The 21,059-nt window shown below is 66.7% G+C and carries 21 protein-coding genes; 11 read left to right on the top strand and 10 right to left on the bottom strand.

Annotation, left to right across the window (positions count from 1 at the left end; genetic code table 11):
• Positions 1-134: 134 nt before the first annotated feature.
• Complete coding sequence (locus E5K04_RS08255) at positions 135-3,005, bottom strand: Rne/Rng family ribonuclease (protein ID WP_136552897.1); 2,871 nt, start codon at positions 3,003-3,005, stop codon at positions 135-137.
• A 570-nt stretch (positions 3,006-3,575) separates the two neighbouring features.
• On the opposite strand from E5K04_RS08255, the gene E5K04_RS08250 reads away from it, so the two are divergent.
• The 8 genes from E5K04_RS08250 to E5K04_RS08215 are packed head-to-tail and all read left to right on the top strand — an operon-like array spanning position 3,576 to position 9,444.
• The gene (locus E5K04_RS08250) at positions 3,576-4,532 is read left to right on the top strand and encodes an RluA family pseudouridine synthase (protein WP_136552895.1); all 957 of its coding nucleotides are present in this window, start codon (positions 3,576-3,578) and stop codon (positions 4,530-4,532) included.
• Positions 4,517-5,170, top strand: a complete 654-nt coding sequence (locus E5K04_RS08245) for an HAD-IA family hydrolase (RefSeq protein ID WP_136552893.1) — start codon at positions 4,517-4,519, stop codon at positions 5,168-5,170. Before E5K04_RS08250 ends, E5K04_RS08245 begins: the two co-directional genes overlap by 16 nt.
• Positions 5,146-5,523 carry a Rieske (2Fe-2S) protein gene (locus tag E5K04_RS08240; RefSeq protein WP_136552892.1) on the top strand — a complete coding sequence of 126 codons (378 nt, stop codon included), beginning with the start codon at positions 5,146-5,148 and terminating at the stop codon, positions 5,521-5,523. The genes E5K04_RS08245 and E5K04_RS08240 overlap by 25 nt, the downstream gene beginning before the upstream one ends.
• The gene (locus tag E5K04_RS08235; RefSeq protein WP_136552889.1) at positions 5,520-6,458 is read left to right on the top strand and encodes a S49 family peptidase; all 939 of its coding nucleotides are present in this window, start codon (positions 5,520-5,522) and stop codon (positions 6,456-6,458) included. The genes E5K04_RS08240 and E5K04_RS08235 overlap by 4 nt, the downstream gene beginning before the upstream one ends.
• Positions 6,459-6,471: 13 nt before the next feature.
• The gene (motD, locus tag E5K04_RS08230; protein WP_136552887.1) at positions 6,472-7,287 is read left to right on the top strand and encodes a flagellar motor protein MotD; all 816 of its coding nucleotides are present in this window, start codon (positions 6,472-6,474) and stop codon (positions 7,285-7,287) included.
• Positions 7,284-7,874, top strand: a complete 591-nt coding sequence (locus E5K04_RS08225; RefSeq protein WP_136552885.1) for a malonic semialdehyde reductase — start codon at positions 7,284-7,286, stop codon at positions 7,872-7,874. Before motD ends, E5K04_RS08225 begins: the two co-directional genes overlap by 4 nt.
• Before the next feature lie 44 nt (positions 7,875-7,918).
• The gene (locus tag E5K04_RS08220) at positions 7,919-8,968 is read left to right on the top strand and encodes a quinone-dependent dihydroorotate dehydrogenase (RefSeq protein ID WP_136552883.1); all 1,050 of its coding nucleotides are present in this window, start codon (positions 7,919-7,921) and stop codon (positions 8,966-8,968) included.
• An 11-nt stretch (positions 8,969-8,979) separates the two neighbouring features.
• Complete coding sequence (locus E5K04_RS08215; RefSeq protein WP_136552881.1) at positions 8,980-9,444, top strand: outer membrane lipoprotein; 465 nt, start codon at positions 8,980-8,982, stop codon at positions 9,442-9,444.
• A 37-nt stretch (positions 9,445-9,481) separates the two neighbouring features.
• Here E5K04_RS08215 and E5K04_RS08210 read toward each other — a convergent pair whose 3' ends face one another.
• Genes E5K04_RS08210 through fur form a run of 3 tightly spaced genes read right to left on the bottom strand, consistent with a single transcriptional unit; the run spans position 9,482 to position 11,320 of the window.
• On the bottom strand, positions 9,482-10,198 hold the full coding sequence (locus tag E5K04_RS08210; protein WP_136552879.1) for an arginyltransferase: 717 nt from the start codon (positions 10,196-10,198) through the stop codon (positions 9,482-9,484).
• A complete protein-coding gene (gene aat, locus E5K04_RS08205) occupies positions 10,185-10,889 on the bottom strand; it encodes a leucyl/phenylalanyl-tRNA--protein transferase (protein ID WP_136552877.1) in 705 nt (234 codons plus the stop codon). Before aat ends, E5K04_RS08210 begins: the two co-directional genes overlap by 14 nt.
• On the bottom strand, positions 10,886-11,320 hold the full coding sequence (fur, locus tag E5K04_RS08200) for a ferric iron uptake transcriptional regulator (protein WP_136552875.1): 435 nt from the start codon (positions 11,318-11,320) through the stop codon (positions 10,886-10,888). The genes aat and fur overlap by 4 nt, the downstream gene beginning before the upstream one ends.
• Positions 11,321-11,403: 83 nt before the next feature.
• Here fur and E5K04_RS08195 point away from each other — a divergent pair, with 83 nt between their 5' ends.
• Both E5K04_RS08195 and dapB read left to right on the top strand, forming a co-directional pair.
• Positions 11,404-11,745, top strand: a complete 342-nt coding sequence (locus E5K04_RS08195) for an outer membrane protein assembly factor BamE (RefSeq protein WP_136552873.1) — start codon at positions 11,404-11,406, stop codon at positions 11,743-11,745.
• A gap of 21 nt (positions 11,746-11,766) precedes the next feature.
• On the top strand, positions 11,767-12,576 hold the full coding sequence (gene dapB / locus E5K04_RS08190; RefSeq protein ID WP_136552871.1) for a 4-hydroxy-tetrahydrodipicolinate reductase: 810 nt from the start codon (positions 11,767-11,769) through the stop codon (positions 12,574-12,576).
• A 65-nt stretch (positions 12,577-12,641) separates the two neighbouring features.
• Here the strand turns inward: dapB and E5K04_RS08185 are convergent, their stop codons facing one another.
• The 6 genes from E5K04_RS08185 to E5K04_RS08160 form a co-directional block, all read right to left on the bottom strand.
• Positions 12,642-14,153: a SpoVR family protein gene (locus E5K04_RS08185; protein WP_136552869.1), complete on the bottom strand. Its 1,512-nt coding sequence runs from the start codon at positions 14,151-14,153 to the stop codon at positions 12,642-12,644.
• Positions 14,150-15,430, bottom strand: coding sequence for a YeaH/YhbH family protein (locus tag E5K04_RS08180; RefSeq protein ID WP_136552866.1), 1,281 nt, complete (start codon positions 15,428-15,430; stop codon positions 14,150-14,152). Before E5K04_RS08180 ends, E5K04_RS08185 begins: the two co-directional genes overlap by 4 nt.
• A 58-nt stretch (positions 15,431-15,488) precedes the next feature.
• Positions 15,489-17,417 (bottom strand): PrkA family serine protein kinase, encoded by a 1,929-nt coding sequence (locus E5K04_RS08175; RefSeq protein ID WP_136552863.1) that lies wholly within the window; start codon positions 17,415-17,417, stop codon positions 15,489-15,491.
• Positions 17,418-17,608: 191 nt separating this feature from the next.
• On the bottom strand, positions 17,609-17,926 hold the full coding sequence (locus E5K04_RS08170) for a PilZ domain-containing protein (protein WP_136552861.1): 318 nt from the start codon (positions 17,924-17,926) through the stop codon (positions 17,609-17,611).
• Positions 17,919-18,470 carry an NUDIX domain-containing protein gene (locus E5K04_RS08165; RefSeq protein ID WP_136552859.1) on the bottom strand — a complete coding sequence of 184 codons (552 nt, stop codon included), beginning with the start codon at positions 18,468-18,470 and terminating at the stop codon, positions 17,919-17,921. Before E5K04_RS08165 ends, E5K04_RS08170 begins: the two co-directional genes overlap by 8 nt.
• Complete coding sequence (locus tag E5K04_RS08160) at positions 18,457-18,987, bottom strand: DUF2062 domain-containing protein (RefSeq protein ID WP_136552856.1); 531 nt, start codon at positions 18,985-18,987, stop codon at positions 18,457-18,459. The genes E5K04_RS08165 and E5K04_RS08160 overlap by 14 nt, the downstream gene beginning before the upstream one ends.
• Positions 18,988-19,169: 182 nt before the next feature.
• Here E5K04_RS08160 and E5K04_RS08155 point away from each other — a divergent pair, with 182 nt between their 5' ends.
• Positions 19,170-20,954: an acyl-CoA dehydrogenase C-terminal domain-containing protein gene (locus tag E5K04_RS08155; protein ID WP_136552854.1), complete on the top strand. Its 1,785-nt coding sequence runs from the start codon at positions 19,170-19,172 to the stop codon at positions 20,952-20,954.
• The last annotated feature ends 105 nt before the right edge of the window (positions 20,955-21,059 follow it).

Below are 21,059 nucleotides of genomic sequence, written 5' to 3'. Positions count from 1 at the left end.
GGCTCGAACCTGCGACCTGCGGATTAACAGTCCGTCGCTCTACCAACTGAGCTATCAGGGAATATCGAAGGCCGGATACTAAATGCATCCGGCCTTCGGGTCAACCCCAGCCCTCACGGGTGGGGCTGGTCGGCTTAGCCGTTGTTGCGGGTCTCGACCTGCATCAATTCGACCGGCACGGCCGCCGGTTCGTCCTGGCGGCTGCGCAGCACTTCGCTGCGGCGCGGGCCTTGCTGCACTTCCGGCAGCGGCGCCTCGTCGGCGACGCGGGCGTCGGCACGGGTCGACACCATCACCAGGCCACCCAGGTCGGCAGGCTCGGCCACCGCTTCCGCGGCAGCCGGTGCTGCGGCTTCGGCGGCAAGCTGCACCGGTTCAACCGGCTGCGGCTCGGCGGCCACTTCGGCGGCCACTTCGGCCACCTCGGCCTCTTGCGCCGGCACGGCCTGCTCGACCACGGCCACGGCCTCTTCAACCACCGGCTGGACGGTTTCCTGCACCGGCTGCGGCTCGGCGACTACCGTCGCTTCGACCACCTCGACGACCTGGGTAGCCACTTCAGCCACCGGTTCGGCCACTTCGGCAGCAGGCGCCGCCTCGACGACCGGCTCGGCCACGGCTTCGGCTTGCACCTCGACCTGCACCAGCTCCGTCACCGGCTCGGCCTGCGGCTGCACGACGGCCTCGGCTACGGCAACCACTTCGGCAGCGACGACACCCTCTGCCGGCGCCACGGCGTCGGTCGGCTGCTCGTCACGGCGGCTGCGGCGGCTGCGGCGGCGGCGGCGTTCGCCACGCTCCTGGGCCTCGCCGGCTTCGGTTGCCGGTGCGGCTTCAGGCTGGGTGGTTTGCGCTTCTGCGTTCAGCGGCAGCGTCTCCTCGACGGCCGGCGCCTCGCGTTGCGGCTTCTCGCGGCGACGCGGCTGTTCGGCCGGACGCGGCTGGGCTTCCGCCTCGGGCGCGCCCTGCTGCGCTGCGCGCTCTTCCTGCTGGCCGCGCGACTTGTCGCGGTTCGGATCGCGTTCGCGGCGCTGGCGCGGCGCACGCGGCTCGCCCGGACGCTGCTCGCTGGCGGCGGCTTCCGGACGGACCTCCTCGGCCTGGCCCTGGCGGCGCGGCTCCTGGTTGTTGCGGGTGCGGCGCTCGTCGTTGCGGCGCTCGTCACCACCGCGCTCGCGGCGTTGCTGGTTGCCCTGCTGGCGGCGCTCGCCGTTGCGCGGCTTGCGCGCGTCGCGGGCAGGCTTGGCCTCTTCGACCGGCGCAGGCTTCACCGGCTCCGGCTCGCCCTTGAACCAGGCGGCGATGCGGGCAAACAGGCCTTGCGGGGCCGGTGCGGCGACCGGCTGTTGCGGGGCCGGTGCAGCTTCGGGCTTGGCGGGCACTTCTGCGGCGACCGGTGCCGGCTGCTGCGGGGTGATGCCCTTGACCGCCGGCTCCAAGCGCTCGACCTTGGCCTTGGGCTGGCCGAACGGCGCGCCGGCTTCCTCTTCCGGCGCCTCGACACGGCGGTAGCTCGGCGCGTCGCCGACTTCGCCCATGTCGTCGTGGCGCACGCGGACGATCTTGTAGTGCGGCGTCTCCAGATGCATGTTCGGGATCAGCAGCACGTGCACGCCCAGGCGCTCTTCCAGCGAGTAAAGCTCGGTGCGCTTCTCGTTGAGCAGGAAGGTCGCGACATCGACCGGCACCTGCGCGTGGACGGCGCCGGTGTTCTCCTTCATCGCCTCTTCCTGGATGATGCGCAGGATGTGCAGCGCCGACGATTCGGTGCCGCGGATGAAGCCGATGCCGTGGCAACGCGGGCACGGGATATGGCTGGATTCGCCGAGGCTGGGCTGCAGGCGCTGGCGCGACAACTCGAGCAGGCCGAAGCGCGAGAGCTTGCCCATCTGCACGCGGGCGCGGTCGTGGCGCAGTACGTCGCGCAGCATGTTCTCGACGTCGCGCTGGCTCTTCGGGTTCTCCATGTCGATGAAGTCGATCACCACCAGGCCGCCCAGGTCACGCAGGCGCAGCTGGCGCGCGATCTCTTCGGCCGCCTCGAGGTTGGTTCTGAGCGCGGTTTCCTCGATGTCGGCGCCCTTGGTCGCACGCGCCGAGTTGACGTCGATCGACACCAGCGCCTCGGTGTGGTCGATCACGATGGCACCGCCGGACGGCAACTGCACGCTGCGCGAGAACGCGGTCTCGATCTGGTGTTCGATCTGGAAGCGCGAGAACAGCGGCACCGTATCGGTGTAGAGCTTCACGCGGCCGAGGTTGTTCGGCATCACGTGCGCCATGAACTGGCGCGCCTGCTCGAACACTTCCGGCGTGTCGATCAGGATCTCGCCGATGTCGGTCTGGTAGTAGTCGCGGATCGCGCGGATGACGAGGCTGCTCTCCTGCAGGATCAGGAACGGCGCCTTCTGCGCGCCGGCGGCCGCGTCGATCGCGCCCCACAGCTGGGCCAGGTAGTTGAGGTCCCACTGCAGCTCTTCGTAGCTGCGGCCGATGCCGGCGGTGCGCGCGATCAGGCTCATGCCCGGCGCGACCTCCAGCTTGGCCATCTGCTCCTTGAGCTCCTGGCGCTCTTCGCCCTCGATGCGGCGCGAAACGCCACCGCCGCGCGGGTTGTTCGGCATCAGCACGAGATAACGGCCGGCGAGGCTGATATAGGTGGTCAGCGCGGCGCCCTTGTTGCCGCGTTCGTCCTTTTCAACCTGGACGACGACTTCCTGGCCTTCGCGCAGCACGTCCTGGATACGCGGACGGCCGCCTTCGTAGTTCTGGAAATAGGAACGGGCGACTTCCTTGAACGGCAAAAAGCCGTGGCGGTCGGTACCGTAATCGACGAAGCAGGCTTCCAGCGAGGGTTCGATCCGGGTGATCACACCCTTGTAGATATTCCCCTTGCGCTGTTCCTTGCCGACCGTCTCGATATCGAGGTCGACCAGGCGCTGCCCGTCGACGATGGCGACACGAAGCTCTTCGGCCTGTGTCGCGTTGAACAACATCCGTTTCATGGGTGGTTCCTTGCGCAGCACTCACGCAAGGTTCGCGGCAAGTATTTGACGGCCCAGTGTCTGTTGGATGGGCGCTAACCGAAAGAAGTGTCTGTAAAGAACGAAATGCTGCGATATGCGTAGCCGACTTCTCGAAGTGCTCATTCGCGCGAAACCCGCTGTCGCTTCCCGCAAACGGGAGGCGACACCTAAAAACGCGGGCGCCGACCGTTACAGTATCGACGCCCCAAAAATGCTGTGAGGGCTTCGCGCCGGGTCAAACTTTGCCGCATGACTCCCGGACTGGCTTGGCGTCCGGGAATGGATGCTCGTGAGTGCGCGGTGCTTACAAATGCATTACCATCGCTACTTTTTGGTGAGCGAGACAACCCTTGGCTGTGTCCGGCCGCAGCGGTCATCAGGTCAGGGCTTGACCCTGCCGGACCGCGCTTGAAAGCACAGCAGCGCCGAACACCCGTCTTGTCCGTCAGGCATTCGACCTTAATCTCTTCCGGAATTCACTAGCGCCCGCCGGCGCCCGGTTCTGCCGGGCCTTGCCAAGCGTGGCGAAGCTTGCGAAGTATAAGCAATATGACAGATATACGCAAAGAGTCCGTCTCTTTCGTCCAGATCGACGAAGAAGACGCCGGTCAGCGCATCGACAACTACCTGGTCCGCATCCTCAAGGGGGTGCCCAAGAGCCATGTCTACCGCATCCTGCGCTCGGGCGAAGTACGGGTGAACAAGGGCCGCGTCGACGCCGCCTACCGCCTCGCCCCGGGCGACACCGTGCGCCTGCCGCCGGTGCGCACCGCCAGCCGCGAGGCGGCGCAAACCTTCGTCCCGGAAGGCCACTTCCCGGTGGTGTACGAGGACGACGCGCTGCTGGTGATCGACAAGCCCGCCGGCGTCGCCGTGCACGGCGGCAGCGGCGTGTCGTTCGGCGTGATCGAACAACTGAGGCGCGCGCGGCCCGAGGCGCGCTACCTCGAACTGGTGCACCGCCTCGACCGCGAGACTTCGGGTCTGCTGATGATCGCCAAGAAGCGCTCGGCGCTGGTCAAGCTGCACGAGATGATCCGCAACGACGTACCGCAGAAGCGCTACTTCGCGCTGGTGCTCGGCCAGTGGCCGGACAAGCTGCGCCACGTCAAGTTGCCGCTGTTCAAGTGGCACACCCCCGAGGGCGAGAAACGGGTACGGGTGCAGGAAGAAGGCGGCCAGTACGCGCACACCATCTTCAGCGTGCTCGAGCGCTACCGCGGCTTCACCCTGGTCGAGGCGTGGCTGAAGACCGGCCGCACCCACCAGATCCGCGTGCACACGCAGGCGAACGGCTGCCCGATCGCCGGCGACGAGCGCTACGGCGACTTCGCGCGCAACAAGACGCTAGTGCGCGACGGCCTCAAGCGCATGTTCCTGCACGCGCACAGCCTGAAGCTGCCGCACCCCCTGACCGGCGAACCGCTGGAACTGTCCGCCCCGCTGCCGAAGGAACTGGCTGCGTTCACCGCCCGCCTGGAGAAACTGCCATGCAGCTCGAACTGATCGTCTTCGACTGGGACGGCACGCTGATGGACTCGACCGCGCATATCGTGCGCTCGATCCAGCGCGCCTGCGAGGCGACCGGCCTGCCCGTCCCGGAGCGTGCGGTGGCCAGCCACGTGATCGGCCTCGCGCTGCCGCGCGCGCTCGCCACCGCCTGCCCCGGCCAGAGCAACGAGGCGTACCGCGCGCTGGAAGACGCCTACCGCCGCGCCTACCTGACCGGCGAAGAGACCATCGAACTGTTCGACGGCGTCGCCGACGCGCTCGCGCGCTGGAAGGCGCGCGGCACCCTGCTCGCGGTCGCCACCGGCAAGAGCCGGCGCGGCCTCGACCGCGCGCTCGCGGCCACCGGCCTTGCCGGCCTGTTCGACGCCACCCGCACCGTCGACGAATGCGCGTCCAAGCCGCACCCGCAGATGCTCGCCGAGATCACGAGCGACCTTGGCGTCGACGCGGCGCGCACGGTGATGGTCGGCGACACCAGCCACGACCTTCTGATGGCCGCCAACGCCGGCACCCATGCACTGGGCGTCAGCTACGGCGCACACCCGGTCGACACCCTCGCCGCGTGCCAGCCCGCCGCCATCTTCGACGACTTCTCCGCGCTGGACGCATGGCTGACGCCGCGCCTGTGCTGATCTGCGCGGGCGACGCGCTCAAGGAGCGCGGCCTTGCCGTGCGCTTTAAGGCGAGGGTCGGTGGCGAAACGCGGCCCGCCTTCGTGGTGCGCTACCAAGGCCGCGCCTACGGCTGGGTCAACGCCTGCCGCCACCTGCCGCTCGAACTGGACCTCGTCGACGGCAGGGTGTTCGACCTGGACGGCGACTACCTGGTGTGCAGCGCCCACGGCGCGCTGTACGCGCCCGACAGCGGGCTGTGCGTCGCCGGGCCGTGCGCGGGAGCGTCGCTGACACCGCTTGCCGTACACGAAAATGACGCAGGGGTTTATCATCTGCCGGAAAACCACACTCTGACGACGGACGCCACGTGAACGAAAAACCCGACTGGGAACGCGAACTGATCACCAAACTTGCCGGCGCCGCGCTCAAGGAACAGACCCGCGCGCGCCAGTGGAAGATCTTCTTCCGGCTGGCCTGGCTGTCGGTCGCCGTCGCACTGGTCGCGCTGGCCGTCAACGGTCGCAACCAGGACAAGCAGGGCCGTCTGCTCGACGGCACGCATACCGCCGTGGTCGACCTCAACGGCGCGATCAGCAACGAGAACGACAGCAGCAACCGCCTGCTCGAAGGACTGGAGGCCGCGTACCGCGACAAGGGCACGCGCGGCATCATCATCCGCGCCAACAGCCCGGGCGGCAGCCCGGTGCTCTCCGGCATCGCCTACGACGAGATCCGCCGCCTGAAGAAGGCGCACCCGGCCATCCCGCTGGTGACCGTGGTCGAGGAAGTGTGCGCGTCCGGCTGCTACTACATCGCGGCGGCCACCGACCGCATCTACGCGGACAAGGCGTCCATCGTCGGCTCGATCGGCGTGCTCTCCGACGGCTTCGGCTTCACCGACGCGATGCAGAAGCTGGGCGTCGAGCGCCGGCTGGTCACCGCCGGCCAAAACAAGGGCATGGGCGACCCGTTCTCGCCGGCCAACCCGCAGCACGAGGCGATCCGCCACGAACTGGTCGACACCATCCACGGCCAGTTCATCCAGGCGGTGAAGAGCGGGCGCGGCGCGCGATTGCAGGTGGCGGACGACACCTTCTCCGGCCGCGTCTGGCTGGGCGCGCAGGGTACGCAAAACGGCCTGGTCGACGGCCTCTCCTCGGTGCGCCAGGTCGCACGCGACGAATTCAAGGCGGAGAAGCTGGTCGAGTTCACGCCGGAAGAAGGCTTCGGCAAGCGCGCCGCGCGCTTGCTGGGCGTAGAGTTCGCGCAGGGCTTCACCACCCTGTTCGGCACGCGTTTTTACTGAGCCGGAGCCGCCCGTGAGCCGACGTCGCCGCCGACACCAGGAAGAGCACGAGAACCACGAGCGCTGGCTGGTTTCCTACGCAGACTTCATCACCCTGCTCTTCGCCTTCTTCGTGGTGATGTACGCGGTGTCGCAGGTGAACGAGAGCAAGTACCGCTCGCTCTCCAGCGCGCTGGTCAACGCCTTCGGCACTTCGCCCCTGGCGCTCGAGAGCAAGCCCTCCGGCAGCGCGAACACCCAGGTCGCCGCGCCCGACGCCCAGTACATCGCGCGCAAGGTCGCCGCGCAGCCGGTGCCCGCAAAGACGCAGGCCGACCAGCTCGAACGCCGATTGGGCGAAGTGCTCGCGCCGCTGTCGGCCAACGGCCAGGTCAAGGTCACCCGCAAGGGCGACGACATCCAGGTCGACATCCGCGACAACGCGCTGTTCCCGGTCGGCCAGGCGACGCCGTCGCCCGGCTCGATCCGCCTCGTCAACGCGCTCTCCGGCGTGCTCGCCCCGCTGGACAGCCCGATCAAGGTCGAGGGCTTCAGCGACAACGTGCCGATCCGCAACGCGAACTACCCGTCCAACTGGGAGCTGTCCGCCGCGCGCGCCGGCAGCGTGGTGCGCCTGCTGCAGGAGAACGGCGTCGCCGCCGAACGCCTGGTCGCGATCGGCCGCGCCGAGACGCGCCCGCTCGCCGACAATGCAAGTGAACAGGGCCGCGCGCAGAACCGGCGCGTCGCGATCACCATCCTGGCACGCGGCAAGGAAGAGCTGGCCGCACTGCCCGCTGCCCTCACCGAAGACGCCTCCTCGCCCACCCCCCAACGAGGTACACCATGAGCACCGCGATCGCCGACAGCGCACTGGACCAACTGTTCAACCTGGCACGCACCCACCATCACTGGCAGGCACGCCGCGTCAGCGACGCGATGCTGCGCCGGCTCTACGCGATCGCAAGCCAGGGGCCGACCAGCGCCAACGGCTGTCCGGGCCGCTTCGTGTTCCTGAGCACGCCCGAGGCCAAGGCCCGGCTCGAGCCGCACCTCGCCCCCGGCAACGTCGCGCAGACGCTGCAGGCGCCGGTCACCGTAGTCGTCGCCGCCGACAGCGAATTCTACGAGGCGTTGCCGACGCTCTACCCGCACAGCGACGCCAGGAGCTGGTTCGCCGGCAACGACGCACTGATCGAGGAGACCATGCTGCGCAACAGCAGCCTGCAAGGCGCGTACCTGATGCTGGCGGCGCGCGCGCTCGGCCTCGACTGCGGGCCGATGTCGGGCTTCGACAAGGCGGGCGTCGACGCCGAGTTCTTCGCCGACGGGCGCTGGCGCAGCAACTTCCTGATCAACCTGGGCTACGGCGACGCGAGCCGCCTGCACCCGCGGCTGCCGCGCCCGGCCTTCGACGAAGCGTGCCGGATCCTGTAGGATCAGCAAGTTTGCATAAAAAGGGCGTCACGCCCGCACCCGCCATGCTCTACAGCCTGCTTCGCCCGCTCCTGTTCAGCCTCGACGCCGAGACCGCCCACCGTCTGACGCTGGGCACGCTAGACAAGGCGCACGCCCTGCAACTGGACACCCTGCTGGGGCGTAAGCCCAAGCGCCTCCCCGTCAAGGCGATGGGGCTGACCTTCCCCAACCCGGTCGGTCTCGGCGCCGGGCTCGACAAGGACGGCGCGCATATCGACGCGCTCGCCGCCCTGGGCTTCGGTTTCATCGAGATCGGCACCGTCACCCCGCGCCCGCAGCCGGGCAACCCCAAGCCGCGCCTGTTCCGCCTGCCCGAACACCAGGCGGTGATCAACCGCATGGGCTTCAACAACCTGGGCGTCGACAACCTGGTGCGCAATGTGGAAGCAAGCCGCTTCAAGGGCGTGCTCGGCATCAATATCGGCAAGAACGCCGACACGCCGATCGAACGCGCGACCGACGACTACCTGACCTGCTTCGACAAGGTCTACCCGTGCGCGAGCTACGTGACGGTGAACATCTCGTCGCCGAACACCAAGAACCTGCGCCAGCTGCAGCAGGGGCAGGAACTCGCCGCGCTGATCGCGGCGCTGAAGGCCCGCCAGGCGCAACTGGCCGATATGCACGGCCGCTACGTGCCGTTCGCGGTGAAGATCGCGCCCGACCTCGACGACGACGCGGTGCGCGACATCGCGCGGCTGCTCGCCGAGCACGAAGTCGACGCGGTGATCGCGACCAACACCACGCTGTCGCGCGACGCAGTCGCCGGCCACACGCACGCGGACGAGGCCGGCGGCTTGTCCGGCGCGCCGGTGCGCGAGCGCTCGACCGAGGTGATCCGCACCCTCGCGCAGGAACTCGGCGGGGCGATGCCTATCATAGGGGTGGGCGGCATCCTCGACGGCGGGGACGCCGCGCGCAAGATCGAAGCCGGCGCGACGCTTGTCCAGCTCTATAGCGGGCTGATCTACCGGGGTCCTGCCCTGGTCGGCGAATGTGTCGACGCGATCGCGCAACTGAACAATACGGGCGCCCGGGGCGCCCAGGCCTGAAAGACATCGAAATGAAGAAATCCCTGCTCGCCACCCTTTCCGTCGCCGCCGCGCTGGCCGTCACCGGCTGCGCCGCGCCTTCCGACTCGGCGGTGGTCTACAAGCGCGGCCAGCTGCAACAGCCGCAGACGGTCGAATTCGGCCAGGTGGTCTCGGTACAGAACGTGAAGGTCGAGGGCGAGAAGAACCCGCTGCTGACCATGGGCGGCACCGCAATCGGCGGCGTGGCCGGCAGCAGCATCGGCGGCGGCAAGGGCTCGGCGATCGGCGCGATCGCCGGCGCGATGATCGGCGGGCTCGCCAGCGAATCGATCCAGCAAGGCGCAGGCACCAAGAACGCGCTGGAAGTCACCGTGCGGCTCGACCGAGACGGCCGCATGATCTCGGTGGTGCAGGAAGGCGATTTGCCGCTGGTGGCGGGACAGCGCGTGCGCATCCTGACCGGCGCCGGCACCATGCGCGTGGTGCCGATGTAAAGCAATCCCGCTGCAAGGCGGACAAGCCCCGGGCGCCTCAGAACGGCGCCCAGGCGCCGTCCGCCAGCCGCTCGAGCGGCTTGAAACGCGACTTGTACACCATCTTGCGGCACTCGCCGATCCAGTAGCCCAGATACAGGAAGGGCAGGCCCAGCTCGCGCGCCCAGCGCGCCTGCCACATCACGCTGTAGTTGCCGTAGCTTGCGCCAGGCACGTCCGGGTCGTAGAAGGTGTACACCGCCGACAGCCCGTCCTCCAGCCGGTCGACCAGGCTGACCATACGCACCACGTCCCCTTCGCTGAATTCAACCAGCACGCTGTCGACCCGGCTCTTCAGGATGAACTCGCTGTACTGCTGGCTGCCATCCTCGCTCATGCCGCCACCGGGATGGCGCGCGCGCTGGTAGCGCCGGTAAAGCTCGAAGTGGCGCGCGTCGAACGCGAGCGGCAGCACCCGCACGGCCAGGCCCTGATGGTGCAGCCAGGTGCGCCGCTGCGCGCGGTCCGGCGCGAACTGCGCCGCGCGCAGCCTGACCGGCACGCACGCCTCGCACCCCTCGCAGAACGGACGGTAGGTGTAGTAGCCGCTACGCCGGAACCCCATGCGCACCAGCTGGCTGTAGAGCGCGGCGTCGATCGCCTCGACCGGGATCGCGACCTGCGAGCGCGCCTCGCGCCCGTCGAGGTAACTGCACGGATAGGGCGCGGTCGCGTAAAAATGCACGACCGACGAGGCTGCGTCACGATGGCTCATTGCGGTACCCGTAATGCCAGAGCCCGGCCGGCTGCGGCTGCGCCACCAGGCCCGCGAGCGCCGCAACAAAGCGTTGCCGACTGACCAGCGACGCGCCGAGCGAGGCAAGGTGCGGCGTATGGAACTGGCAGTCGATCATCGCGAAGCCGTTCGCCTCTAGGTGGCGCGCCATATGCACGAAGGCGATCTTCGAGGCGTCGCGCGCGCGGTGGAACATCGACTCGCCGTAGAACATGCGCCCGAAGGCGACGCCGTACAGCCCGCCGACCAGCTCGCCGTCCATCCAGGTTTCGAAGGAATGTGCGTGGCCGGCGCGGTGCAAGGCGACGTAGGCGTCGACCATCTCGTCGACGATCCAGGTGCCGCCCTGCCCTTCGCGCGGCGCGCCTGCGCACGCGCGGATCACCGATTCGAACGCGCTGTCGCAGCGCACCTCGTAGGCGCGGTTGCGCAGCGTCTTGTCCAGCGAACGGCTGACCTTGAGCTGGCCTGGCAACAGCACCATGCGCTCGGACGGCGACCACCACAGGATGGGCTCGCCGCGGGAAAACCATGGAAAGATGCCCTGGCCGTACGCACGCGCAAGCCAGGGCAGGGTCAGCTCGCCGCCGGCGGCCAGCAGGCCGTCCGGGTCTTCCTGCGCGGTATCGACCGGCGGAAAGGCCGGCGACAAGCCGAGCCAGGGGATCATCGCTTGCCCGGTGCGCGCTTGGACTGGCACTGGGCGCATTCACCGTACAGGTACAGCGAATGGTCCTGGATCGCGAAGCCGTGCTGCTTCGCGATGCGCTCCTGCAGGCGCTCGATCTCCGGGTCGAAGAATTCGGTGACGGTGCCGCAGCCGACGCAGACCATATGGTCGTGGTGGCCGCCCTGGTTCAGCTCGTAGACGGCCTTGCCGGACTCGAAATGGTGGCGCACTAGGATGCCCGCCTGCTCGAACTGGGTGAGCACGCGGTAGATGGTCGCGAGGCCGATGTCGACCTCGTCCGAGAGCAACTTGCGGTAAATGTCCTCGGCAGACAGGTGGCGGGTCTCGCTGTTCTCGAACAGTTCGAGGATGGTCAGGCGCGGCCCCGTCGCCTTCAGACCGATATCTTTGAGATGACTGGCTTTGCTCATCGTGTTATGACTGGTGCGGTGATTCTCTGTATCATAAAGGCTTTTAAACGTTTACCCAACCCGGTTCTGCCGGCGCGCATACGATGACCAAGATCCTTTCCCTCGCCGCCGCCCTGCTGCTGACGGCCTGCAGTTCGGTCAACCCGATCAACTGGTTCACCCCGCACCGCATGGTGATCGAGCAAGGCAACGAATTGAGCGAAGCGGCCGTAGCGCAGGTCAAGCCGGGCATGACGCGCAATCAGGTGCGCTTCCTGCTGGGCACCCCGCTATTGGCCGACCCCTTCCACGCCAACCGCTGGGACTACAGCTACCTGCGCGAAGTCCAGGGCAAGCCGACCGAAAAAGGCCTCGTCACCGTCGTCTTCAAGGACGACATGGTGGTCTCCGTCGAGGGCCGCGGCGAGACGCCGGCCAAACAATAAGACAGACACGGAAGAAACCCGATGGACCAGCAACTGAAGATTGTGATTACCGGCGCCGGCGGCCGCATGGGCCGCGCGCTGATCGAAGCGGTGCTCGCCGCGCCCGGCTGCACCCTGCATGGTGCGCTCGAGCGCGCGGGCTCGCCTTACGCAGGCCAGGACGCCGGCCTGTTTTGCGGCACGCAAACCGGCGTGGCGATCAGCAGCGACGTCGACGCGGCGCTCAAGGGCGCCGACGTGCTGATCGACTTCACCCGCCCCGAGGGCACGCTCGAACACCTCGCCGCCTGCGTGCGCCACGGCGTCAAGGCGGTGGTCGGCACCACCGGCTTCGACGACGCGGGCAAGGCTGCGATCGCAGCGGCCGCGCGCGAAGTGCCGGTCGTGTTCGCCGCCAACTTCAGCGTCGGCGTCAACCTGACCTTCAAGCTGCTCGACATCGCCGCCCGCGTGCTGAACGAAGGCTACGACATCGAGATCATCGAGGCGCACCACCGCCACAAGGTCGACGCGCCGTCCGGCACCGCGCTGCGCATGGGTGAAGTGATCGCCGACGCGCTGGGCCGCGACCTCAAGACCTGCGCCGTGTACGGCCGCGAAGGCGTGACCGGCGAGCGCGACCCGAACACCATCGGCTTTGCCACCGTGCGCGCCGGCGACGTGGTCGGCGACCACACCGCGCTGTTCGCCACCATCGGCGAGCGCGTCGAGATCACCCACAAGGCGTCCAGCCGCGCGACCTTCGCCAACGGCGCCGTGCGCGCTGCCGCCTGGCTGAAAGACAAGCCCAGCGGTCTCTTTGACATGCAGGACGTGCTCGCGCTGCGCTAAGCGCCTGCCGTTTTACACAAAAGCCCTGCGCAGCGCGCAGGGCTTTTTTCTGGGTAACGCTTCGCTCAGGCATACGATTCGGCCGGCGCCTTGACCTCGAAGTGCTCGCGCGCGTGGCCGTCGGCGTCGACGCTCTCCATGCGCACATCGAAGCCCCACAGCCGCGCCACGTGGCGGAGCACCTCGACCGCGCTGCCGCGGTCAAGCGGGCGCCGGTTGTGCATGGTGTGGCGCAAGAGCAGGCTGCGGTCGCCGCGCATATTGACCGACCACACCTGGATGTTCGGCTCGCGCGAACCCAGGTTGTACTGGTCGGCCAACAGTTCGCGCACCTGCCGGTAGCCGGCCTCGTCGTGGATCGCCGACACCTCGAGCTTGTCGTCGCGGTCGTCGTCGCGGATCGAGAACAGCCTGAAGTCGCGGATCAGCTTGGGCGACAGGTACTGCGCGATGAAGCTCTCGTCCTTGAAGTTCTTCATCGCGAAGTCGAGCGTGTCGCGCCACGGCGAGCCTGCGATGTCGGGGAACCACACCCTGTCCTCGTCGGTCGGCGCCTCGCAGATGCGCTTGATGTCCTGGTACATACCGAAACCCAGCGCGTACGGGTTGATGCCGCTGTACCACTGCGAGGTGACCGGCGGCTGCATCACCACGTTGGTGTGGCTCTGCAAAAACTCCATCATGAAGCCGTCGGTGACCAGCCCCTTCTCGTACAGGCGGTTGAGCAGGGTGTAGTGCCAGAAGGTCGCCCAGCCCTCGTTCATCACCTGCGTCTGCCGTTGCGGGTAGAAGTACTGCGCGACCTTGCGCACGATGCGCACGATCTCGCGCTGCCACGGCTCCAAGAGCGGCGCCGCCTTCTCGATGAAATAGAGCAGGTTCTCCTGCGGCTCGGACGGGAAGCGCGGCGCGTGCTGGCCGTCCGCCTCGCGCTCGCGGCGCGGGATGGTCCGCCACAAATCGTTGATCTGCGTCTGCAGGTACTGCTCGCGTTCGGCCTGGCGCACACGCTCCTGCTCGAGCGACAGCTTCTCCGGCCGCTTGTAGCGGTCGACCCCGTAGTTCATCAGCGCGTGGCAGGAGTCGAGCAGATCCTCGACCGCGTTGATGCCGTAGCGCTCCTCGCACTGGGTGATGTACTGCTTGGCGAACACCAGGTAGTCGATGATGCTGGAGGCGTCGGTCCACGCGCGGAACAGGTAGTTGCCCTTGAAGAAGGAGTTGTGCCCGTACGCGGCGTGCGCGATGACCAGCGCCTGCATGGTCATCGAGTTCTCCTCCATCAGGTAGGCGATACACGGGTTGGAGTTGATCACGATCTCGTAGGCCAGCCCCATCTGCCCGCGCCGGTAGCTCTTCTCGGTCGACACGAAGTGCTTGCCGAAGCTCCAGTGGTGGTAGTTGACCGGCATGCCGACCGACGAGTAGGCGTCCATCATCTGCTCGGCGGTGATCACCTCGAGCTGGACCGGGTAGATGTCGAGGCCGTACTCGCCGAGCGCGACCTCGCGGATCGCCGCATCGTAGCGGTCGATCAAGTCGAACGTCCATTCGGAACCGCTGGAAATCGGCTTCATTTGTTCACCCCCTGCTGCTTCTTGAACAGCTCGCGGAACACCGGGTAGATGTCCGACGCGTCGCGGATCTTCTGCATCGCGAAGTTGCGCTTGCCCTCGCAGATGCGCAGGTACTCGTACCACAGGTTCTGCGGCTCGCCCTCGGTGATCTCGATGTACGCGTAGTACTGGCACACCGGCAGCAGCGCCTCCTCGAGGATGCGCGCGCAGTTGGCCGAGTCGCTGTCCCAGTTGTCGCCGTCGGACGCCTGCGCCGCGTAGATGTTCCATTCGCTCGACGCGTAGCGCTTGTGCACGACCTCCTTCATCAGGTTCAGTGCCGACGACACCACGGTGCCGCCCGATTCGCGCGAGTGGAAGAAGTCGTGCTCGTTCACCTCGACCGCGCTGGTATGGTGACGGATGAACACCAGCTCGATGCGGTCGTACGCGCGCTGCAAGAACAGGTAGAGCAGGATGAAGAAGCGCTTGGCCATGTCCTTCTTCTGCTCGTCCATCGACCCGGACACATCCATCAGGCAGAACATCACTGCCTGGCTGGTCGGCTTGGGCTGCTTGACGCGGTTGTTGTAGCGCAGGTCGAACGGGTCGATGAAGGGGATCGCCGACAGCCGCTCGCGCAGCAGATGGATGCGCCGGCGCCGTTCGCGCTCGGCCAGCTCGGTGTCGGCGTCCGACTCGAGCAGGCTGTCGAGCTCCTCTTCCGCCTCGTTCAGCGACGCGAGCATCGGCGCGGCCATCGCGATGCGCCGCCCCATCGCGCCCCGCAGCGAGCGCACGATATTGATGTTGGCCGGCGTGCCGTCGTTGGTGAAGCCGGCGCGCACCGTCTTCATCTCGATGATGCCGGAGAGCTGGGTCTTCACCAGGTTGGGCAGCGCCAGGTCGTCGAAGAACACGTCCATGAACTCTTCGCGCGACAATTCGAACGCGAAGGCGTCCTCGCCCTGCCCGTCCTGGCTCGCCTTGCCCTGCCCGCTGCCGCCCCCCCCGCCGCCACCTTGCGGGCGCGGGATGCGGTCGCCCTTCACGAACTCCTCGTTGCCCGGGTGCACGTGCTCCCACACCCCGCCCTTGCCGTGATGGAACGCCGGCTCCGAGGTGTCCTTCACCGGGATCGACACGCTCTCGCCGCTGTCGATGTCGGTGATGCTGCGCCCCTTGACCGCCCGCGCCACCGCCTCCTTGATCTGCGCCTTGAAGCGGCGCAGGAAGCGCTCGCGGTTGACCGCGGACTTGTTCTTGCCGTTCAGACGGCGGTCGATGATATGGGCCATGCCGCTTTCTCCCCTCGTCTGGCCTTGCCGGGCGGCGGATGCCGCCCGGGCCGGCCGGTCAGGACGACTTGCGAACGCGCAGGTACCACTCGCACAACAGGCGCACCTGCTTCGGGGTGTAGCCCTTCTCGACCATGCGGTTGACGAAGTCCTCGTGCTTCTTCGAGTCCTCGACGCTTGCCTTGGCGTTGAAGGAGATCACCGGCAGCAACTCCTCGGTGTTGGAGAACATCTTCTTCTCGATCACCGTGCGCAGCTTCTCGTAACTGGTCCACGCTGGGTTCTTGCCGTGGTTGTTGGCGCGCGCGCGCAGCACGAAGTTGACGATCTCGTTGCGGAAGTCCTTCGGGTTGGAGATCCCCGCCGGCTTCTCGATCTTCTCCAGTTCGGCGTTCAGCGAGCCGCGGTCGAAGATCTCGCCGGTGTCCTGGTCGCGGTACTCCTGGTCCTGGATCCAGTAGTCGGCGAAGGTCACGTAACGGTCGAAGATGTTCTGCCCGTACTCCGAGTAGCTCTCCAGGTACGCGGTCTGGATCTCCTTGCCGATGAACTCGATGTACTTGGGCGCCAGGTACTCCTTCAGGAAGGTCAGGTAGCGCTGCTCGATCTCCGGCGGGAACTGTTCGCGCTCCACCTGCTGCTCAAGCACGTACAGAAGGTGCACCGGGTTCGCTGCGACCTCGCTATGGTCGAAGTTGAACACCTTGCTCAAGATCTTGTACGCGAAGCGCGTGGAGAGCCCGCTCATCCCCTCGTCGACCCCGGCGTAGTCGCGGTACTCCTGCAGGCTCTTCGCCTTGGGGTCGGTATCCTTCAGGTTGTCGCCGTCGTACACCTGCATCTTGCTGAACAGGCTGGAGTTCTCCGGCTCTTTCAGGCGCGAGAGCACAGCGAACTGCGCCATCATCTTCAGCGTGCCCGGCGCGCACGGCGCCTTGGCCAGCGACGAGTTGTCGATCAGCTTGCCGTAGATCTGCACCTCGTCGGTCACGCGCAGGCAGTAAGGCACCTTGACGATGTAGATACGGTCGAGGAAGGCCTCGTTGTTCTTGTTGTTCTTGAACTGCTTCCATTCGGACTCGTTCGAGTGCGCGAGGATCACCCCGTCGAACGGGATCGCGCCGAAGCCTTCGGTGCCCTTGAAGTTGCCTTCCTGCGTCGCGGTCAACAGCGGGTGCAGCACCTTGATCGGCGCCTTGAACATCTCGACGAATTCGAGCAGGCCTTGGTTGGCCAGGCACAGGCCACCGGAGAAGCTGTACGCGTCCGGGTCGTCCTGCGCGTACTTCTCCAGCTTGCGAATGTCGACCTTGCCGACCAGCGAGCTGATGTCCTGGTTGTTCTCGTCCCCCGGCTCGGTCTTGGCGACGGCGACCTGGCGCAGCACCGACGGGTAGCGCTTGACGACACGGAACTGACCGATGTCGCCGCCGAACTCGTGCAGGCGCTTGACCGCCCACGGGCTAGGGATGCTCTTCAGGTAGCGGCGCGGGATGCCGTATTCTTCCTCGAGCAGGCGGCCGTCTTCCTCGGGGTTGAAGAGGCCGAGCGGCGACTCGTTCACCGGCGAGCCCTTGATCGCGTAGAACGGCACGTTCTGCATCAGTTCCTTGAGCTTCTCGGCGATCGAGCTCTTGCCGCCGCCGACCGGCCCCAGCAGGTAGAGAATCTGCTTCTTTTCCTCCAGCCCCTGTGCGGCGTGGCGGAAGTAGGCGACCACCTGCTCGATCACCTCCTCGGTGCCGTAGAAGTCACGGAACGCCGGGTAGACCTTGATCATCTTGTTGGAAAAGATGCGCGACAGGCGCGAATCGGACCGGGTGTCGATCAGCTCGGGTTCGCCGATCGCCATCAGCATGCGCTCGGCAGCCGTGGCGTACGCGGTCTTGTCGCGCCGGCACAGCTCGAGGTATTCCTGGATGGTGTACTCTTCTTCGCGGGTACGGTCGTACCGGGCGGCGTAGTGACTGAAGATGTCCGCGGGCATGGCTCTGCTCCTTCGCTATTGACCCGGGCAGCGCGCTGCGCAATGCAACCGCGTCCCCCTTTGGCCAGATGAACTTCCTACGACTTATGTTTGGTGTTTTTTTGTGTATAGCGAGCGCGAACAAGACAAGCAAAAAAAAAGCAACAAAAAAGCCGGCACGCGCCGGCTGTTCGGGAAGGGCAAGGCCATCGTCACGGTTCGCGCGAGACGATCCTGAGGCCGATGTCGTACAGGTAGCCGGGCACCCACTCGTTGCAGCGGCGCACCTCGGCGTGCAGCACCAAGGGGCGCGCCGCCTGAGTGCCGATGCCCGCCACCATCAGCACCACGTCGACGCGTTCGCCAAAGCGCGGCACGAAGTTCGAACGCACGGAGAGCCCGTCGACCGACAGGTCGACGCACTCGCCGTAGAAGGTCTCGCCGCTGGCGGGTACCCTGATCTTCGCCTTGCACCCCATCTTCACGCGGCGGGTGACGCGCCGGTCGCGGCGCGGGTCGACTTCAGCCATCGCGCCCGTCCTTCGCCAGATGCGCGTCCAGCCAGTAGAGCCCGACCAGCGTCTTGCTGTCGCAGATCTCGCCCGTACCCGCCATCTGCCGCACCGTTGCCAGGGGCAGCGTGAACACCTCGAGGAACTCGCCGTCGTCCAGCGCGCGCTCGCCGGCTACCAAGCCCTCGGCGAGGTAATAGTGGATCGCCTCGTCGGAATAGCCGATGCACGGGTAGGCGGTACCAAGCAAGACCCAGCGGGCCGCGCTGTAGCCGGTCTCTTCCATCAGTTCGCGCCGCGCGGTCGCCTCGTGCGCCTCGTCCGGGTCGATCTTGCCGGCCGGGATCTCGATGAAGGTGCGCGAAAGCGGGTAGCGGTACTGGCACTCGAGCACCAGTTGCCCGTCACCGGTCAGCGCGAGCACGGCGACCGCACCGGGGTGGTGCACGTACTCGCGGCTTGCGTGTGTCCCGTCCGGCAGGCGCACCTCGTCGCGGCTCACCCGCAAGAAACGCCCGCGGAACACTTCCGCGCCACCCAGCCTTTGTTCATCGAGTTGCACGCACGCCCCTCCTTTTCTTGAGTTTCCCGACCAGATACACGCGCCAAGCCAGGCGCACCGACAGGTAGCCGATACTGCCCAGCGTCAGCCCCAGCGCCGGCACGCCGACCAGCAGCGGCCAGCCCAGCGCGCGGCACCAGCGCGCGAAGTCGACCAGCCAGCGGCCGAGATCGACACCGTACAGCACCGGCAACGGCGCGAGGTCCATTGTAACCGCGCCATTCACATCGAGTAAGAAGCGGCCGTATTCAAAAGCCAGCCAGTAAAGCGGCAAATAGGTCAGCGGGTTGGTGTACAGCGTGGTCAGCAGCGCGACCGGCAGGTTGACCCTGAACAGAAGCGCGAGCAGCGCCGCGGCCAGCATCTGGGTCGGCCCGGGCATCAGCCCTGAAAACAGGCCGACCGCCACGGCCAGCGAGACCTTGCGCCGGTTCCACGTCCAGTACGCCGGCTGCAGCAGGACAGGCGCGAACGGGCGCAGCCAGGGGTTGGCGAGCACCTCCTCGCGGCTGGGCATATGTTTATGCAGAAATTGTCGCAATTTGACCGACTCCCGTCGCGGGCAGGCAAAAAAATGCGGCGCGGGGATTGCAAAAGCGGCGCTGCTGATTTAAACATACGTTTGAATGCTGTTGGCAAGTACCGGCAGCGACGAACCCACCCGGACACCGGGCGCGACACCACAAGGAGATCCAGCGAATGCCTGCCTACAAAGCCCCCCTGCGTGACTTCGACTTCGTCCTCAACGAGCTGATCCGCGTTCAGGATACCATCCCGGCGTTGCCCGGCTACGAAGAAGCCACCCAGGACATCTTCGCCTCCTACCTGGAAGCCGCAGCGCAGTTTTGCGAGAACGAAATCGCCCCGCTGAACCGTTCGGGCGACGAGGCAGGCTGCGACTACGACCCGGCCACCAAGAGCGTGACCACCCCGGCCGGCTTCAAGGACGCGTACCGTCAGTTCTGCGAGCTGGGCTTCACCGGCCTCGACTGCGACCCGGCCTACGGCGGCCAGGGCATGCCCAAGACCCTCGCCTTCCCGATCATGGAGATGCAGTGCTCGGCCAACGTTGCCTGGAGCATGTACCCGGGCCTGTCGCACGGCGCGTACGCCGCGATCCACGCGCACGGCACCGCCGAGCAGAAGGACACCTACCTGCCGCAGCTGGTCGACGGTAGCTGGACCGGCACCATGTGCCTGACCGAGCCGCACTGCGGCACCGACCTGGGCCTCTTGAAGACCCGCGCCGAGCCTAACGGCGACGGCAGCTACAGCATCACCGGCACCAAGATCTTCATCTCGGCCGGCGAGCACGACATGTCCGACAACATCATCCACCTGGTGCTGGCCCGCCTGCCGGACGCGCCGAAGGACGTGAAGGGCATTTCGCTGTTCATCGTGCCGAAATTCCACGCCGACGGCAGCCGTAACCCGGTCTCCTGCGGCGCGCTCGAGCACAAGATGGGCATCAAGGCCAACGCCACCGCGGTGATCAACCTCGACAACGCCAAGGGCTACCTGATCGGCGAGCCGAACAAGGGCCTCGCCTGCATGTTCACCATGATGAACGCCGCGCGCCTCGGTTGCGGCATGCAGGGCCTGGGCCTGGGCGAAGCGTCGTTCCAGGGCGCGCTCGCCTACGCCAAAGAACGCCTGCAGATGCGCGCACTGACCGGTGCCAAGTGCCCGGACAAGCCGGCCGACCCGATCATCGTCCACCCGGACGTACGCCGCATGCTGCTCACCCAGAAGGCGTACACCGAAGCCGGCCGCGCGCTGACCGCCCTGCTCGCGCTGCAGCTCGATATCGAAGAGAAGCACCCGGACGCCGAAGCGCGCCAGGACGCGGCCGACCTGGTCGCCCTGCTCACCCCGGTGGCCAAGGCCTTCATGACCGACAACGGCTACACCGCGACCAATATGGGCATGCAGGTGTTCGGCGGCCACGGCTTCATCCGCGAATGGGGCATGGAACAGCTGGTGCGCGACTGCCGCATCTCGCAGCTGTACGAAGGCACCAACGGCATCCAGGCGATCGACCTCTTGGGCCGCAAGGTGCTGCTCGACCAGGGCGCCAAGCTGCGCAAGTTCAGCAAGCTGATCCACAAGTTCTGCGAAGCGAACGCCGGCAACGAGCAACTGGCCGAGTTCGTCGGCCCGCTATCCAAGCTGCTGAAGGAAGTCGGCGAGACCACCATGGGCATCGGCATGGCCGCGATGATGAACAAGGACGACGCCGGCGCCGCCGCCACCGACTTCCTGCGCCTGATCGGCCACATCACCTACGCCTGGCTGTGGGCGCGCATGGCCGAAGTCGCGTACAGCAAGCTCGGCCAGGGTGACGACGCGTTCTACAACGCCAAGATCACCACCGCGCGCTTCTACTACGCCAAACTGCTGCCGGAAGTCGAAAGCCTGAAGGCGCAGATCAAGACGGGCAGCAAGCCGCTGATGGCGCTGGACGAAGACAGCTTCGCGTTCTGATCGCACCGCGAACCCGCCAAGCCAGACCGCCCCTGATGAGGGGCGGTTTTTTTGCGCCTGCCGCGCGCCCTTTTGGCGTCCCGATGAAACAAAGGTACATACATA

The sequence above is a fragment of the Crenobacter intestini genome, assembly GCF_004919095.1.
In the GTDB taxonomy this organism is placed as follows: Bacteria; Pseudomonadota; Gammaproteobacteria; order Burkholderiales; family Chromobacteriaceae; genus Craterilacuibacter; species Craterilacuibacter intestini.
The sequence above is the reverse complement of the archived record's forward strand: the minus strand, read 5'-3'. Positions and strand labels throughout refer to the sequence as shown.

What these genes read in the sequence shown, in the direction of transcription:
- E5K04_RS08255 (WP_136552897.1), bottom strand. Translation starts at nt 3,005, where the DNA reads ATGAAACGGATGTTGTTCAACGCGACACAGGCCGAAGAGCTTCGTGTC.
- E5K04_RS08250 (WP_136552895.1), top strand. Translation starts at nt 3,576, where the DNA reads ATGACAGATATACGCAAAGAGTCCGTCTCTTTCGTCCAGATCGACGAA.
- E5K04_RS08245 (WP_136552893.1), top strand. Translation starts at nt 4,517, where the DNA reads ATGCAGCTCGAACTGATCGTCTTCGACTGGGACGGCACGCTGATGGAC.
- E5K04_RS08240 (WP_136552892.1), top strand. Translation starts at nt 5,146, where the DNA reads ATGGCTGACGCCGCGCCTGTGCTGATCTGCGCGGGCGACGCGCTCAAG.
- E5K04_RS08225 (WP_136552885.1), top strand. Translation starts at nt 7,284, where the DNA reads ATGAGCACCGCGATCGCCGACAGCGCACTGGACCAACTGTTCAACCTG.
- E5K04_RS08220 (WP_136552883.1), top strand. Translation starts at nt 7,919, where the DNA reads ATGCTCTACAGCCTGCTTCGCCCGCTCCTGTTCAGCCTCGACGCCGAG.
- E5K04_RS08215 (WP_136552881.1), top strand. Translation starts at nt 8,980, where the DNA reads ATGAAGAAATCCCTGCTCGCCACCCTTTCCGTCGCCGCCGCGCTGGCC.
- E5K04_RS08210 (WP_136552879.1), bottom strand. Translation starts at nt 10,198, where the DNA reads ATGAGCCATCGTGACGCAGCCTCGTCGGTCGTGCATTTTTACGCGACC.
- aat (WP_136552877.1), bottom strand. Translation starts at nt 10,889, where the DNA reads ATGATCCCCTGGCTCGGCTTGTCGCCGGCCTTTCCGCCGGTCGATACC.
- fur (WP_136552875.1), bottom strand. Translation starts at nt 11,320, where the DNA reads ATGAGCAAAGCCAGTCATCTCAAAGATATCGGTCTGAAGGCGACGGGG.
- E5K04_RS08195 (WP_136552873.1), top strand. Translation starts at nt 11,404, where the DNA reads ATGACCAAGATCCTTTCCCTCGCCGCCGCCCTGCTGCTGACGGCCTGC.
- dapB (WP_136552871.1), top strand. Translation starts at nt 11,767, where the DNA reads ATGGACCAGCAACTGAAGATTGTGATTACCGGCGCCGGCGGCCGCATG.
- E5K04_RS08185 (WP_136552869.1), bottom strand. Translation starts at nt 14,153, where the DNA reads ATGAAGCCGATTTCCAGCGGTTCCGAATGGACGTTCGACTTGATCGAC.
- E5K04_RS08180 (WP_136552866.1), bottom strand. Translation starts at nt 15,430, where the DNA reads ATGGCCCATATCATCGACCGCCGTCTGAACGGCAAGAACAAGTCCGCG.
- E5K04_RS08175 (WP_136552863.1), bottom strand. Translation starts at nt 17,417, where the DNA reads ATGCCCGCGGACATCTTCAGTCACTACGCCGCCCGGTACGACCGTACC.
- E5K04_RS08170 (WP_136552861.1), bottom strand. Translation starts at nt 17,926, where the DNA reads ATGGCTGAAGTCGACCCGCGCCGCGACCGGCGCGTCACCCGCCGCGTG.
- E5K04_RS08160 (WP_136552856.1), bottom strand. Translation starts at nt 18,987, where the DNA reads ATGCCCAGCCGCGAGGAGGTGCTCGCCAACCCCTGGCTGCGCCCGTTC.
- E5K04_RS08155 (WP_136552854.1), top strand. Translation starts at nt 19,170, where the DNA reads ATGCCTGCCTACAAAGCCCCCCTGCGTGACTTCGACTTCGTCCTCAAC.